The organism is Nonomuraea rosea, assembly GCF_039539705.1.
GTDB classification, from domain to species: Bacteria; Actinomycetota; Actinomycetes; order Streptosporangiales; family Streptosporangiaceae; genus Nonomuraea; species Nonomuraea rosea.
The window spans coordinates 189,872-203,199 of record NZ_BAABDQ010000007.1 but is presented as its reverse complement, the minus strand read 5'-3'; the positions used below and the strand labels follow the sequence as shown (position 1 = coordinate 203,199).

General features: G+C 69.9%; 13 protein-coding genes. 4 read left to right on the top strand and 9 right to left on the bottom strand.

What is annotated here, in order from left to right; translation table 11 throughout:
* Window positions 1–14 precede the first annotated feature (14 nt).
* From ABEA43_RS19315 to ctaC, 3 genes are read right to left on the bottom strand one after another with little or no spacing between them, the layout of a single operon-like run.
* Window positions 15–428, bottom strand: coding sequence for a cytochrome c oxidase subunit 4 (locus ABEA43_RS19315; RefSeq protein ID WP_345563554.1), 414 nt, complete (start codon window positions 426–428; stop codon window positions 15–17).
* Window positions 428–2,089, bottom strand: coding sequence for an aa3-type cytochrome oxidase subunit I (ctaD, locus tag ABEA43_RS19310; protein WP_425570301.1), 1,662 nt, complete (start codon window positions 2,087–2,089; stop codon window positions 428–430). Before ctaD ends, ABEA43_RS19315 begins: the two co-directional genes overlap by 1 nt.
* The gene (gene ctaC, locus ABEA43_RS19305; RefSeq protein ID WP_345563550.1) at window positions 2,086–2,871 is read right to left on the bottom strand and encodes an aa3-type cytochrome oxidase subunit II; all 786 of its coding nucleotides are present in this window, start codon (window positions 2,869–2,871) and stop codon (window positions 2,086–2,088) included. The genes ctaD and ctaC overlap by 4 nt, the downstream gene beginning before the upstream one ends.
* A gap of 191 nt (window positions 2,872–3,062) precedes the next feature.
* Here ctaC and ABEA43_RS19300 point away from each other — a divergent pair, with 191 nt between their 5' ends.
* Genes ABEA43_RS19300 through ABEA43_RS19290 form a run of 3 tightly spaced genes read left to right on the top strand, consistent with a single transcriptional unit; the run spans window position 3,063 to window position 4,934 of the window.
* Window positions 3,063–4,205 (top strand): cysteine desulfurase family protein, encoded by a 1,143-nt coding sequence (locus ABEA43_RS19300; protein ID WP_345563548.1) that lies wholly within the window; start codon window positions 3,063–3,065, stop codon window positions 4,203–4,205.
* Window positions 4,202–4,447: a sulfurtransferase TusA family protein gene (locus tag ABEA43_RS19295; protein ID WP_345563546.1), complete on the top strand. Its 246-nt coding sequence runs from the start codon at window positions 4,202–4,204 to the stop codon at window positions 4,445–4,447. Before ABEA43_RS19300 ends, ABEA43_RS19295 begins: the two co-directional genes overlap by 4 nt.
* A gap of 58 nt (window positions 4,448–4,505) precedes the next feature.
* Window positions 4,506–4,934, top strand: coding sequence for a CBS domain-containing protein (locus ABEA43_RS19290; protein ID WP_345563544.1), 429 nt, complete (start codon window positions 4,506–4,508; stop codon window positions 4,932–4,934).
* A 52-nt stretch (window positions 4,935–4,986) separates the two neighbouring features.
* Here the strand turns inward: ABEA43_RS19290 and ABEA43_RS19285 are convergent, their stop codons facing one another.
* Together ABEA43_RS19285 and erpA are read right to left on the bottom strand one after the other, a co-directional pair.
* Window positions 4,987–5,973 carry a carbohydrate kinase family protein gene (locus tag ABEA43_RS19285; RefSeq protein WP_345563543.1) on the bottom strand — a complete coding sequence of 329 codons (987 nt, stop codon included), beginning with the start codon at window positions 5,971–5,973 and terminating at the stop codon, window positions 4,987–4,989.
* Window positions 5,974–6,071: 98 nt separating this feature from the next.
* Entirely contained in the window at window positions 6,072–6,425 is a 354-nt protein-coding gene (gene erpA, locus ABEA43_RS19280) for an iron-sulfur cluster insertion protein ErpA (protein WP_345563541.1), read from the bottom strand.
* Window positions 6,426–6,582: 157 nt separating this feature from the next.
* On the opposite strand from erpA, the gene nadA reads away from it, so the two are divergent.
* Complete coding sequence (gene nadA, locus ABEA43_RS19275; RefSeq protein WP_345563539.1) at window positions 6,583–7,740, top strand: quinolinate synthase NadA; 1,158 nt, start codon at window positions 6,583–6,585, stop codon at window positions 7,738–7,740.
* Between the two features lie 127 nt (window positions 7,741–7,867).
* Here the strand turns inward: nadA and ABEA43_RS19270 are convergent, their stop codons facing one another.
* The 4 genes from ABEA43_RS19270 to ABEA43_RS19255 all read right to left on the bottom strand — a co-directional run bounded on the left by ABEA43_RS19270 (window position 7,868) and on the right by ABEA43_RS19255 (window position 13,326).
* The gene (locus ABEA43_RS19270) at window positions 7,868–8,854 is read right to left on the bottom strand and encodes an alpha/beta fold hydrolase (RefSeq protein ID WP_345563538.1); all 987 of its coding nucleotides are present in this window, start codon (window positions 8,852–8,854) and stop codon (window positions 7,868–7,870) included.
* A gap of 29 nt (window positions 8,855–8,883) precedes the next feature.
* A complete protein-coding gene (locus tag ABEA43_RS19265) occupies window positions 8,884–9,483 on the bottom strand; it encodes an SIMPL domain-containing protein (protein WP_345563535.1) in 600 nt (199 codons plus the stop codon).
* A gap of 74 nt (window positions 9,484–9,557) precedes the next feature.
* Window positions 9,558–11,555 (bottom strand): serine/threonine-protein kinase, encoded by a 1,998-nt coding sequence (locus tag ABEA43_RS19260; protein WP_345563533.1) that lies wholly within the window; start codon window positions 11,553–11,555, stop codon window positions 9,558–9,560.
* Window positions 11,556–11,670: 115 nt separating this feature from the next.
* Window positions 11,671–13,326, bottom strand: coding sequence for a DUF998 domain-containing protein (locus tag ABEA43_RS19255; protein ID WP_345563531.1), 1,656 nt, complete (start codon window positions 13,324–13,326; stop codon window positions 11,671–11,673).
* Window positions 13,327–13,328: the final 2 nt, after the last annotated feature.

Here is a 13,328-nt window from a genome sequence, read left to right as displayed (position 1 = left end):
CGCTGACGGTCGCGCTAGTGCGAGAAGTTGCCCCGGTAGTACTGGAACACGAACCCGATCATCGCCATGAGGATCAGGAGGACGCCGATGAGGAACATCCAGAAGCCGAACACGAACCCGACGAAGGCGAAGGCCGCCGCCAGGCACAGGAACAATGGCCACCAGCTGCTCGGGCTGAAGAACCCGATCTCGCCCGCGCCGTCGCTGATGTCGGCCTGCTTGTTGTCCTCCGGCTGCGGCCCGATGCGCCGCGCGGTGAACATCAGGTAGTAGCCGACCATGAACGCGAACCCGACCGAGATCGCCATGGCGGTGGTGCCGACCGGCTCACCGTGGCCCGTCGCCGCCTTGGTCCAGAACCAGTAGGCGACGTCGACACCGGCGAAGAACAGGCCGCACAGCAGGAACAGCCAACCCTGGACCTTCATCAGGCCTCGACCTCCTGGGCGGACTTGGCGGATACATGCGGATAGTGCAGGTCGAACGCGGGGCGTTCGGACCGGATGCGCGGCAGCGAGGTGAAGTTGTGCCGCGGCGGCGGGCAGGAGGTCGCCCATTCGAGCGAGCCGCCGTAGCCCCACGGGTCGTCGACGGTGACCTTGGGCGCGCTGCGCCAGGTCTTCCAGACGTTGTAGAAGAACGGCAGCGTCGAGGCGCCCAGCACGAACGCGCCCACCGACGAGATCAGGTTGAGGTCGGTGAAGCCGTCGGCCGCGCTGTAGTCGGCGTAGCGGCGCGGGAAGCCGAGCACGCCCAGCCAGTGCTGGATGAGGAACGTGGTGTGGAAGCCGATGAACAGCAGCCAGAACTGCAGCTTGCCCAGCTTGTCGTCGAGCATCTTGCCGGTGAACTTGGGCCACCAGAAGTAGAAGCCCGCGAACATGGCGAACACGACGGTGCCGAAGACCACGTAGTGGAAGTGCGCGACGACGAAGTAGGTGTCGCTGATGTGGAAGTCGAGCGGCGGCGAGGCCAGGATGACGCCCGTCAGACCGCCCAGGAGGAACGTGATGAGGAAGCCGATCGAGAACAGCATCGGCGACTCGAACGTCAGATGCCCTCGCCACATCGTGCCGACCCAGTTGAAGAACTTCACGCCGGTCGGCACCGCGATGAGGAAGGTCATGAACGAGAAGAACGGTAGCAACACCTGCCCGGTCGGGAACATGTGGTGCGCCCAGACCGTGATGGACAGACCCGCGATCGAGATCGTCGCGCCCACGAGGCTGATGTAACCGAAGATCGGCTTGCGGCTGAACACCGGCAGGATCTCGGTCACGATGCCGAAGAACGGCAACGCGATGATGTAGACCTCTGGATGGCCGAAGAACCAGAACAGGTGCTGCCATAGCAGCGCCCCTCCGTTCTCCGAGGCGAAGATGTGGGTGCCCAGCTTGCGGTCGGCCTCCAGGGCCAGCAGCGCGGCGGCCAGCACCGGGAACGCCATCAGGACGAGCATGCTGGTCAGCAGCACGTTCCAGGTGAAGATCGGCATGCGGAACATGGTCATGCCGGGCGCGCGCATGCAGATGATCGTGGTGATGAAGTTGACCGAGCCGAGGATCGTGCCGAGACCCGACAGCGCCAGGCCCATGATCCACAGGTCGCCGCCGATGCCGGGCGACTGGATCGCGTTGGACAGCGGCGTGTAGGCGAACCAGCCGAACGAGGCAGCGCCGCCCGGGGTGAAGAAGCCCGACACGGCGATGAGGCTGCCGAACAGGTAGAGCCAGTAGCTGACCATGTTGAGGCGGGGGAACGCCACGTCGGGGGCGCCGATCTGCAGCGGCATCAGCTCGTTGGCGAAGCCGGCGAACAGCGGCGTCGCGAACATCAGCAGCATGATCGTGCCGTGCATGGTGAACAGCTGGTTGAACTGCTCGTTGCTGGTGAACTGCAGCCCCGGCTGGGCCAGCTCGGCCCTCATGATCAGCGCCATGATGCCGCCGATCAGGAAGAAAGCGAACGAGGTGATCAGGTAAAGATGCCCGATGATCTTGTGATCAGTCGAGGACAGCCACTTGGCGATCACCTGGCCCTTGGTGCCGGGCCTGACAGGCACGCGAAGTGGTTCTTGAATGGCGGTCACTGGGCACTCCCAGCCTGGTTGGTCGCGATGTACTGGTCGAACTCTTGCTGCGGAACGAGCTTCACCGAGAACAACATCCGGCTGTGGTCGACACCGCAGAGCTCGGCGCAGCGGCCTGCGTAGACTTCAGGCTTGTTGAGCGTCGTGATCTCGAACTTGCGGCCCGGGTTGTCCTCGCGGATGCCGGGGATGACGTCGCGCTTGAACAGGAACGCGGGCACCCAGAACGAGTGGATGACGTCGTCGGTCGACAGGTCGAACTCGACCTTGCTGTTCACCGGCAGGACCAGCTGAGGGCCCTGGTGGTAGTCGCTGACCGGCATGCCGGCGACGGGCTGCAGCGTCTTGCCGTCAACGGTGGTCGTGAAGCGCCAGCTCCACTGGAACGCCTCCACCTTCACCTTGACCCGCGCGTCGCCGTCGACACGGGTGAGCACCGCGCTGTCGCGCGCGGTGAAGAAGAAGAACACCGACACCATCACGAGCGGGATCAAGGTGTAGAGCATCTCGATCGGCAGGTTGTAACGCACCTGCGGCGGGAGCTCGGCCTTGGTCGTCTTGCGCTTGCGATGGAAGATCGCCGCCCACACGATCAGGACGATGACGACGACGCCCGTGGCGAGTGCGGCGATCCAGGCCGGGTTCCACAAACCCTGGACCACATCACCCTGCGTGGTGATGTGCTCCGGAAGAAGGCCGCGAGACCAGTCGGCCTCAGGGACGTCATTAGCACACGCCGTAGCAGTGGCCAGCAGCAACGCCAAAGCGGCGGCGCGCGGCACCCTGCGCCGGGCCAACGAACGCCGCGTCGTACGGCGAGTCGGACTCACGGATCGCCTACCCCACAGATGAAGCCCAAGAGTCTCTCCCTTGGGCGCTCGTATTTCCAGAATGCACAGCTGATTGCAGACACATTAGCGTGCAAGGGCCCCGCCCTCCCGCGCGACCCCTCGATGGCGCCGCAAGTGGGACGATGAGTCTCGTGGCGTATTTCGACGCGGCTTCGAGCGAGCCGCTCCACCCTCAGGCACGCGAGGCGCTGCTGGCGGCGATCGACGTCGGCTGGGCCGACCCCGCGAGACTGTACGGCCAGGCCCGCCGCGCGCACCTGCTGCTCGAACAGGCTCGCACGGAGGTCGCCGAGGCACTCGGCGCGCGCCCCGACGAGGTGTCGTTCACCTCGTCCGGCACGCAGGCCGCGCATCTCGGCGTGCTCGGCACCCTACACGGCAGGCGCAGAGTCGGCCGCCACCTGGTGACGAGCGCGGTCGAGCACTCCAGCGTGCTGCACGCCGGTGGCGTGCACGAACGCGACGGCGGCACGGTGGAGACCGTGGGCGTCGACCTGACCGGCCGGGTCGATCCGGCCGCCTTCGCCGAGGCGGTCGCGCGCCCCGGCACGGCGCTGGCCTGCCTGCAGACGGCCAACCACGAGGTGGGCACCCTGCAGCCGGTCGAGGAGGTCGCCGCGGCCTGCCGGTCGCACGGCGTCCCGCTCCTCGTGGACGCGGCTCAGACGGCCGGCCGGATGCCGGTGCCGCCGGGCTGGTCGGTGCTGGCCGCCAGCGCGCACAAGTGGGGCGGCCCGGCCGGGGTCGGCGTGCTGGTGGTGCGCAAGGGCACCAGGTTCCGCTCGTTCCTGCCCGAGGACGAGCGGGAGCGGCGGCGGGTGCCGGGCTTCGAGAACGTCCCCGGCATCGTGGCCGCCGCGGCGGCGCTCCGCGCGATGGCCGCCGAGGCGGCGCAGGAGCAGGCGCGGCTCTCCGAGCTCGTCGCCAGGATCAGGGAGACGGTCCCGAAGACCGTCCCCGACGTGGAGGTGATCGGCGACCCCGTCGGCCGGGCGCCACACATCGTGACCTTTTCGTGCCTGTACGTAGACGGCGAGGCGTTGCTGACCGAGCTCGACAAGGCCGGATTCGCCGTATCGTCCGGAAGTTCGTGCACCGCTAGTACGCTTCGTCCATCGCACGTCCTGGAAGCGATGGGCGTGCTGACGCATGGGAATGTCAGGGTGTCGCTGCCCAGGGGCGCTTCCGCGGCGGAGGTCGACAGATTTCTCGCCGTACTGCCCGATCTGGTCCGCCGCATCCGCCAGGACGCAGGAGTCGCATGACCGAGGTAGCCCAGCCCGCTTTGACGATCGACGCGCTCGGGAAGAAATGCCCGATCCCGATCATCATGCTCGCCGAGCAGATCAACTACGTGCCGCTCAACGCCGTGGTGGCCGTGCTGGCCGACGATCCGGCGGCCTACACGGACGTGCCCGCGTGGTGCCGGCTCAAGTCGCATCGCCATGTGGGCTCGTACGAGCTGCCGGAGGGCGGCTGGGCCATCCACGTCCGACGAAACTACTGATACCCGGACATTTCGGGTAGGGGTTCCCCGAAGGCGACGACTTTCGGGGGGAAGAGCCATGACCAAGGGACACGAGACCGCCCGCGACGTGATGAGCACGGGGGCGGAGTGCGTACCCGCGCACGAGACCCTGGACCGCGCGGCGCAGATGATGCGCGAATACGACGTCGGCGCCCTGCCCGTCTGCGGTCCCGACGACCGTGTGCAGGGCATCATCACCGACCGTGACATCGTGCTGAAGTGCGTCGCGGCGGGCCACGACCCGGCCACGGTGACGGCCGGCGAGCTGGCCACCGGGCTGGTCTGGATCCCCGCCGACGCCACCGTGGAGGAGGCGCTGGCGCGGATGGAGGAGCACCAGATCAAGCGGCTGCCGGTGATGGACGGCAACCGGATCGCCGGCATGATCACCGAGGCCGACCTGGCCAAGCACCTGCCCGACAACCAGCTCGCGGAGTTCGTGCACCGCGTCTACGCCCTGCGCTGAGCACCGGTCGTCCCCGCCTGCCGCCGGGCGGGGACGGGACGGCGAGCAGGCGTCAGGGGTGGTAGCAGCGGACGTACTCGGCGACCTCGGTGGCCGCCTCGGTGCCGTACGCGGCGGCGAACCGCTCCAGGAAGCCCTTCTGGCCGAGCTCGTACTCCTGGCCGCCGACGCGCTCCAGCACGTGGGTGGCGGTCAGGTTGCCCACCTGGCCACAGCGCTCCAGCGGCAGCCCCCACGCCACGCCCGCCAGGAAGCCGGCCCTGAAGGCGTCACCGACGCCGGTGGGGTCGGCCTTGCCCTGCTCGGGGGCGGGGGCGACCTGGATGGACGGCTCGCCCGCGCGGTCGATGACGGCGCCCTTGGGGCCGAGCGTGGTGACGCGGACGCCGACCCTGGCCAGGATCTCCTCGTCGGACCAGCCGGTCTTCTGCTCGATGAGCCCCTTCTCGTAGTCGTTGGAGAAGAGGTAGGAGGCACCGTCCACGAGCTTGCGGATGTCCTCGTCGGCCATGCGCGCGAGCTGCTGGGAGATGTCGGCGGCGAACGGGATGCCGCGCTGGCGGCACTCGTCGGTGTGGCGCAGCATCGCGTCAGGGTCGTTGGGGCTGATCAGCACCAGGTCGAGACCGCCGACGCGGTCGGACACGGGCTGCAGCTCGATCAGCCGGGCCTCGGCCATGGCCCCGGTGTAGAACGAGGCGATCTGGTTGTGATGCTCGTCAGTGGTGCACAGGAAACGCGCTGTGTGCTGCGTCTCCGAGACGTGCACGGATCCGCAGTCGACGCCGTGGCGCTCCAGCCACGAGCGGTAGTCGGCGAAGTCGTTGCCGACGGCTCCCACGAGGACCGGCTTGAGGCCGAGACAGCCCATGCCGAAAGCGATGTTCGCGGCGCAACCGCCACGACGTATCTGAAGGTCATCGACCAGGAACGAGAGTGACACCCGGTCCAGCTGCTCGGCGATGAGCTGATCGCCGAAGCTTCCTGGGAAGGTCATCAGGTGGTCTGTCGCGATGGAGCCGGTGACGGCGATGCGCACGGGATTCTTCTTCCTCGTTGTCAGCAAGCCAATGGGCCCCACGAGGATACGCGAAGGTCCCGCACGCACAAAGGCGAGCGGGACCCGGCGGCCATCGACTAGTTGAAGGAGTCACCACAGGCGCAGGAGCCGGTGGCGTTCGGGTTGTCGATGGTGAAGCCCTGCTTCTCGATGGTGTCGACGAAGTCGATGGAGGCGCCCAGCAGGTAGGGGGCGCTCATCCGGTCGGTGACCACGCTGACGCCGCCGAAGTCCGACACAACGTCGCCGTCCATCGAACGGTCGTCGAAGAAGAGCTGATAGCGCAAGCCGGAGCAACCACCCGGTTGCACGGCGACCCGCAGCTGCAGACCCTCTTCACCCTGCTGCTCCAGCAGGTTCTTGACCTTGGCGGCGGCCGCGTCAGTCAGGATCAGGCCCTGTGCCGTGGTCTCGCTGCTCTCAACCGTCATCTGCTGACTCCCTAACCCGGCTGTCTGTTTCCGACGTCCTACTAATGACGCTACCAACACCTGGGCGATGCCACACATTCCCGGTCCGTCTCCCCCAGGAATAACCACGTATGTCCGTGTGTCATCATGAGTATCGTCAAATCGACGATAAGGGGGTATGGCCATGGCCACCCAGACTGGGCTGCCACTCTTCGTCCTCGGCCAGAGCGCCGATCCGCACAGCGAGAAGGGGGTCGACTGTCCCGGCGAGCTGCCGCCCGCCTCCGACCCCGACCTGGTGGAACGGGCCCGCAAGGCCAAGGCGGCGCTCGGCGACCGCCTGTTCGTGCTCGGCCACCACTACCAGCGCGACGAGGTCATCCAGTTCGCCGACGTGACGGGCGACTCCTTCAAGCTCGCCCAGCAGGCGGCGGCCAGGCCGGAGGCGGAGTTCATCGTCTTCTGCGGGGTGCACTTCATGGCCGAGTCCGCCGACATCCTGACCGGTGACGCGCAGAAGGTGATCCTGCCGGACCTGGCGGCCGGGTGCTCCATGGCCGACATGGCCACGTTCGACCAGGTCGAGGAGTGCTGGGACGCCCTGGAGGACGCCGGGCTGGCCGATCAGGTGATTCCGGTCACGTACATGAACTCCAGCGCCGACATCAAGGCCTTCTGCGGCAGGAACGGCGGCGCCGTCTGCACCTCCTCCAACGCCCGCCGCGCCCTGGACTGGGCGTTCGAGCGGGGCGAGAAGGTGCTGTTCCTGCCCGACCAGCACCTGGGGCGCAACACGGCGGTGCTGGAGATGGGGATGTCCCTGGACGACTGCGTCGTCTGGAACCCGCACCGGCCGAACGGCGGCCTCACGCAGGAGCAGCTCGAACGGGCCAGGGTGATCCTGTGGCGCGGCCACTGCTCGGTGCACGGCCGCTTCACGGCCGAGTCCGTGGACGACGTACGCGCCCGGATCCCCGGGGTGAACGTGCTGGTGCACCCCGAGTGCCGGCACGAGGTCGTGCTCAAGGCCGACCACGTGGGCTCGACGGAGCACATCATCAAGACGCTGGAGGCCGCTCCTGCGGGGTCGAGCTGGGCGATCGGCACCGAGCTGAACCTGGTCAAGCGGCTGGCGCAGACGTTCCCTGACAAGAACATCTCGTTTCTGGACAAGACCGTCTGCTACTGCTCGACGATGAACCGGATCGACCTGCCGCACCTGGTGTGGGCGCTGGAGTCGCTGGTCCTGGGTGACGTCGTCAACCAGATCACGGTGGACGACGACACCACCCGCTGGGCCAAGGCCGCCCTGGACCGCATGCTCGCCCTGCCGTAACCACCGGTCCCGGGCCCGGTCTGGTCGGGGGTTTCCGCCGTGCGGGCCGTCCCGCCAGGCCGGGCTGGCCCGGGGTGCCGCCGTACGGGCCGTCCCGCCGCCGGTCCTTCGGCCGGGACGGCTCGTCTCAGGTGGTCAGGAAGGCTCTCACCGCCGCCTGGAACCCGTCCGGGTCCTCGGCCCACGGCAGATGACCCGCACCTTCGAGGACCACGCGGGACACCCTGGGCAGCGCCCGCTCCAGCGAGTCGACGGCCCGGCGCGGGCGGATGTCCTCGGCGCCGTCCACGATCAGCACGGGGACCTCCGACGCCGCGCACGCCGCGTGGAGCTCGGGCATGCCCCACGAGCGCCGGTTCTCGGCGTTGATGGCGGCGTTGCACGCGAAGTTCACCCCGAGCCAGGGCGTCGCCATCCGCTCGGCGAGCTCCCGCGCGCGACCGTGATCCCGGCTGCGATCCCGGCTGCGATCCCGGCTGTGGCTCCCGCTGCGATCCTGGCTGTGGTCCCGGGCGTCGTCGACGAAGTCCGCCGTCCACTGCAGCACCGACATCTCCCGGTCCTCGGCCTCCGTGCGCTCCTTGCTCTCCAGCGCCTGCCAGCGCTCCAGGTCGCCGCCCAGCCGTTCGCGCAGGTTGCGGGCGTACTCGTCGCGCCAGGTGGCACCCCGGTCGATGCCCGTGCCGGAGACGTAGATCAGCCCGCGCACGTGCTCCGGATGCTCCAGCGTGTACCGCAACGCGAGCTGCGCTCCCCACGAGTGGCCGAGCAGCACCATGTCCGCCAGCCCGAAATGGCGCCGCACGGCGTCGAGGTCCGCCAGCGTCCTGGCCACCGAGTAGGGCCCCGTCCGCTGGGAGCGGCCGCAGCCGCGCTGGTCCCAGCGGTGCACGGCCGCCACGCCGGACAGCGGCCCGGCCACGTCCTCCAGGGTGTCCCAGAGCCCGGGGCCGCCATGGCAGAAGACCACAGGCGGCCCTTCACCGGCCCTGACCGCCCACAACTCCACCCCGTCGTCCGTCAGCACCGTCTCAGCGGGCGTCGTCTCACTCAGCACCGTCTCTGGCAGCGTCGTTTCTGGCAGCGTCGTCTTTGGCAGCGTCGTCTCGTCCACGCCGCACAGTCTCGCCGACCGGCCCGGGGCTAGGCGAAGTCGTAGCCGACCTGGACGCTCACCGAGAGGGTCTGACGGCCAGGGCTGACCGAGGCGGCGCTCTCGGCCATCGCGACGGACGCGCGCATCGGCTGCGGCCCGCCCTTGACCTCCTCGCTCACCGAGACGACCCGGCCCAGCGGCCGCCCGGCCAGCTCGGCGTACTGGGCCGCCTTGGCCGCGGCGTCCCTGAACGCCCGCGCCCTCGCGTCCTTCAGCACCTTGTCGGGGTCGGACAGCTCGAAGGCCACCCCGTTGAGCCTGGCCTCCTCCCCCACGCCGGCCACCGTGTCGATGACGTGGTCGGCACGGGCCAGGTCGCGGACGACGACCTCCACGCCCTGCACCGCGCGGTACGCGGCCACCTTCGGGTACGCCTCGTACTCGGGGCCCAGCGAGAGCTCCACCGTGCGTACGTCCTGCGCGGCGATCCCCGCCCCGCTCAGCGCCTCGGCGAGCCGGGCGGCGGCGGCGCGCACGGCGGCGAACGACTCCGCCGCGGACGCCCTGCGCACCTCGACCCCCGCGTGCAGCCGCAGTGTGTCGGGCGCGGCCAGGACGGCGCCCTCGCCGACGACGGTGATGTCCACGCCTGCCTCCTCGGATGTGACTGGCCCCCTGATCCTAGGCCGGGCGCCTCCGCAGGCGAAGGATCCCGGCGGGCTCAGGACGCGTTGCGGCCGAACCTGAAGGCCATCCCGTCGAACTCCGCCTTCTTCCCCGCCGTCGCCAGCACCCGGCTGACCTTCCCCGACAGGTCGATGACCACGGCCTCGTACCCGGCGCCCTTGGCCCGCCACACCGCCAGATGGTCGTCGTCCCACCAGCCGATGAGCCGGTTGCTCGTGAACGGGATGGTGACGGGCGCGGTGTCGTCGCCCGAGGTGGAGCGGGCGCACAACGAGGTGCCGGCGGAGGTGCAGTGGGCCAGGAACCGGGTGCCCGACGGCGAGATGTCGTCGCCCTCCACCCAGACCGGCGACCCGACGTCCGACAGGGTGCGTACGAGCTTGCCGTTCAGGTCGTAGAACTTCATCTTGCCGCCCACCCACGTGCCCACCGACCGGCCGCCCACGTCCCAGAAGAAGCGCCACTCGCCCGCGCCCTCCTCCTTGACCTGGAACGCGCGGCCCTTGTCGCTGCCCACGTCGATGATGCCGTAGCCGTACTCGACCGTGTTCCCGGCCGCGCCCTTGTAGAGGGTGACCAGGCCGTACTTGCCGTCGGGCGACCAGCGCGGCGTGGTGGGGAAGACCGGCTTGGGGCTGAGCTTGACGACGCGCTTGGTGCCGGTGACGTGGTCGATGATCGACACGGTGGCGAAGAAGTCGGTGCTGTAGTCCACGTCGGTGCCCAGGGCCAGGTTCGTCTTGGGGTCGAGTGCGTACTCGAAATAGCGGGAGTCGGCGGTGAAGGTCCCGCTCCCGTGCTTTCTCACGTAGAGGCGCTTGCCCCGGTTCACGGTGTAGGAGGCGAGGCCGATGGGGTCGCCCTCCCTCTCCTGGATCTCCACCGAAGTGCCGGGCAGGCGTACCTCGCGGCTCGTCGGCGTCGGGGTGGGGGTGGGCGTCGGGGACCGGGTCGGGGTGGTGGGCTCTGTGGCGGACGCCGTGGGTGACGGCGTGGGGCCCGGCAGGGCGCTGATGCGTACGGCGACGAAGGCGCTGGCCGCCACCAGCGTGAGCGCGCCCGCGACGCTCCCCGCGATGATCCAGCCGGTGGCCTTCCTCCTGGTCGGCTGCGTGGGCGGGGCGTAGTGGTACGGCTGCGGCCGCGGCGGGTACGCCCGTGGCGGCGGCGCTGGACCGGTGGCGGCCGCCGCGCTGCCCTGCTGGAGCAGCCCCGGCGGCTGCATGGCGGGGCCCGCTCCCGCGGGATTGCCCGGCAGGCTCGGCGGCGCGAAGGCCGGCGCGTGACCGAGCAGGCGCATCAGCGCGTCACTGGCCGTCGGCCGCCTGATGGGGTCCTTGGCCAGGCAGTCCGCCACCAGGGCGCGCAGTGCCGGGTCCTGGATGGGGCCGACGTCGGGCTCGGTGTGCATGATCCGGTTGACCACCGCCGGGAGGCTGTCCTGCCCGAACGGCGCCTGCCCCGACGCCGCGAACAGCAGCGTGCACGCCCAGGCGAACAGGTCCGACTTCGGCCCGGGGCTGGCCTCGGTGAGCTGTTCCGGCGCCATGTACGACGGCGTCCCGATCGCGGTGCCGGTGAGCGTCGAGGTGAGGTCCAGCGCCCTGGCGATGCCGAAGTCGATCACCCGAGGGCCGTCGGAGGCCAGCACCACGTTCGACGGCTTGAAGTCGCGGTGCACGATGCCGGCCTGGTGGATGGCCACGAGCGCGGTGATGGTGCCGATCGCGAGCCGGTGCAGCGAGGTGCCCGAGCGCGGGCCCTGCGTGCGTACGACGTCCGTGAGGGTGGGGCCGTCGATGTACTCGCTCACGATGTACGGCCGGCCGCCGAACAACCCCGTGTCGATCACCTGCGCCGTGCAGAACGGCGCCACCCGCCTGGCCATCGCGACTTCGCGGACGAACCGCTCGGAGGCCTGGGCGTTCCCCGCCAGATCGGCGCGCAGGAGCTTGAGCGCCACCTTGGTCCCGTCCCGCGCCGTGGCGAGGTAGACGATCCCCTGTCCGCCCTCGCCAAGGCGCCCGGTCACGGCGTACTCCCCCACCGTCGCGGGATCCCCTGGTCTCGGGGCCGCGAGGTCTGGCATATAGAACCCCCACATATGGCGTCTTTCTCGCCATTCTGGTGCGTCCCGCGGCTCCACGTCACCCGTTCCGGCAAGGCGCCAGTCCGCCGCCCTGGCCGCCTAAGACCGCGTCCACGATCGACGCCGGGTTCTCCAGGTGAATCTGCCGCCCGGTTCCCGGCAGCCGGACGAGCTTGGCGCGCAGGTAGCGGGCAAGCCGCTCATGACAATCGTCCTCAGCCGCTGTGCTGATTTCTGCGCCGATTTGTGGGCTGATCTGTGGGCTGATCGCTGGGCCGATTTCTGGGCCGATTTCTGGGCTGATCGCCACGCCGCCTTGCGGACCGTCTTCCTGGCCTGTTTTCGTGCTCGTTCCCGCGCTGATCACCGTGACCGGCACGTCCGGGAATGGCTTCTCCGCCCTGATCCTGCGCAGATCGGCCGCCATGTCGCGGCGCGCCAGCCACTCCCCCGCCACCGTCAGCGGCACCTTGCCCATGCGGTAGACGCCGCGCGGGTCGGGGCCCCCGGTGAGCAGGCGGTGCGCCGCGGGCCCGGCCAGCCGGGCCAGGACGGTCGCGCCCCACGTACCGGCCAGGGCGGGCAGCCAGCGGCCGGCGTTCGCGGCCAGGGCGCATCGCCGGCGGGTCACCGCGCAGGCCGGGTCTACCAGGACGAGCTTGGCCGCGCACAGCGGGTGCGTCCTGGCGAACGCCTCCGCGTGCCAGCAGGAGACGCCGTGGGCGATGAGAGTGACGCGTTCCGGATGGGCGGGGGCGAGCGCGGCCAGGCGGGCGACCTCGGCGTACAGGCTGGGCGCGGCCGGCGAGCAAGGGCTGAGGCCGAGCCCGGGACGGTCGAAGCGGATGACGCGGTGGCTCCTGGCCAGCTCGCCGGCCACCGCGTCCCAGTGGAACCAGGCGCCCGCGGGACCGGCCGTGATGAGCACCGCGGGGCCCGCGCCCTGCTCGACCACGTGCGGCCGTCCATGACCGGCCGCCGCGTCCCCGCCCGGGTCCGCACCGACCACAGCGCCGCCACCCACGGGACCGCCCGTAGGCCCGCCCACAGCGAGACCCGCAGTGTGTCCCGCCACAAAGCCTGCGGTGAGACCCGTGGCGAGGCCTGCGGTGACGCCGTCCGCGATCAGCAGGTGGACGGCCAGGTAGACCAGCCACACGGCGATCATCGTGAGCTGCGCCCGGTGCGCGAGCCCCACCCCGTGCCCGTCGGCGAGCGCGCCCGCGGTGAGCAGCGTGGCCGCCAGCGTCAGCCAGGTGAACAGCCACGACACCCACGAACGCCACCGCGAGCTGAGCAGCACCATGGCGGCCAGCACGGCGAGCGTGCCCAGCGCCCCCGCCAGCGTGTGGATCAGATGGCCGGGCGACATGGCCCGCTGCGCGCAGGCCGGATCGCTCAACGCGGCGCAGTCCAGCGGGAACAGCCCCGCCACGAACGTGAGCAGCCCGTACGCGGCCAGCGCCAGCCAGCCGGGCCACTCGCGCGCCACCCGCGGCACGAGCGCCACGCCGAACAGGCACGCCAGCCCCGACAGCGCGTCGCTGACCCGGAACAGGCGGGTCCACGGCTGGTCGCGGGCGGCCAGCTCGCTGACGTAGCCGTCGATCCTGTCCACCGCCGGCGTGGTGAACTGGCCGGTTATCCACGCACTGCCGAGCACCGCCGCCACGATGAACGCGCAAGCCGCGAGCACGTACAATCTTCGCTCCACGT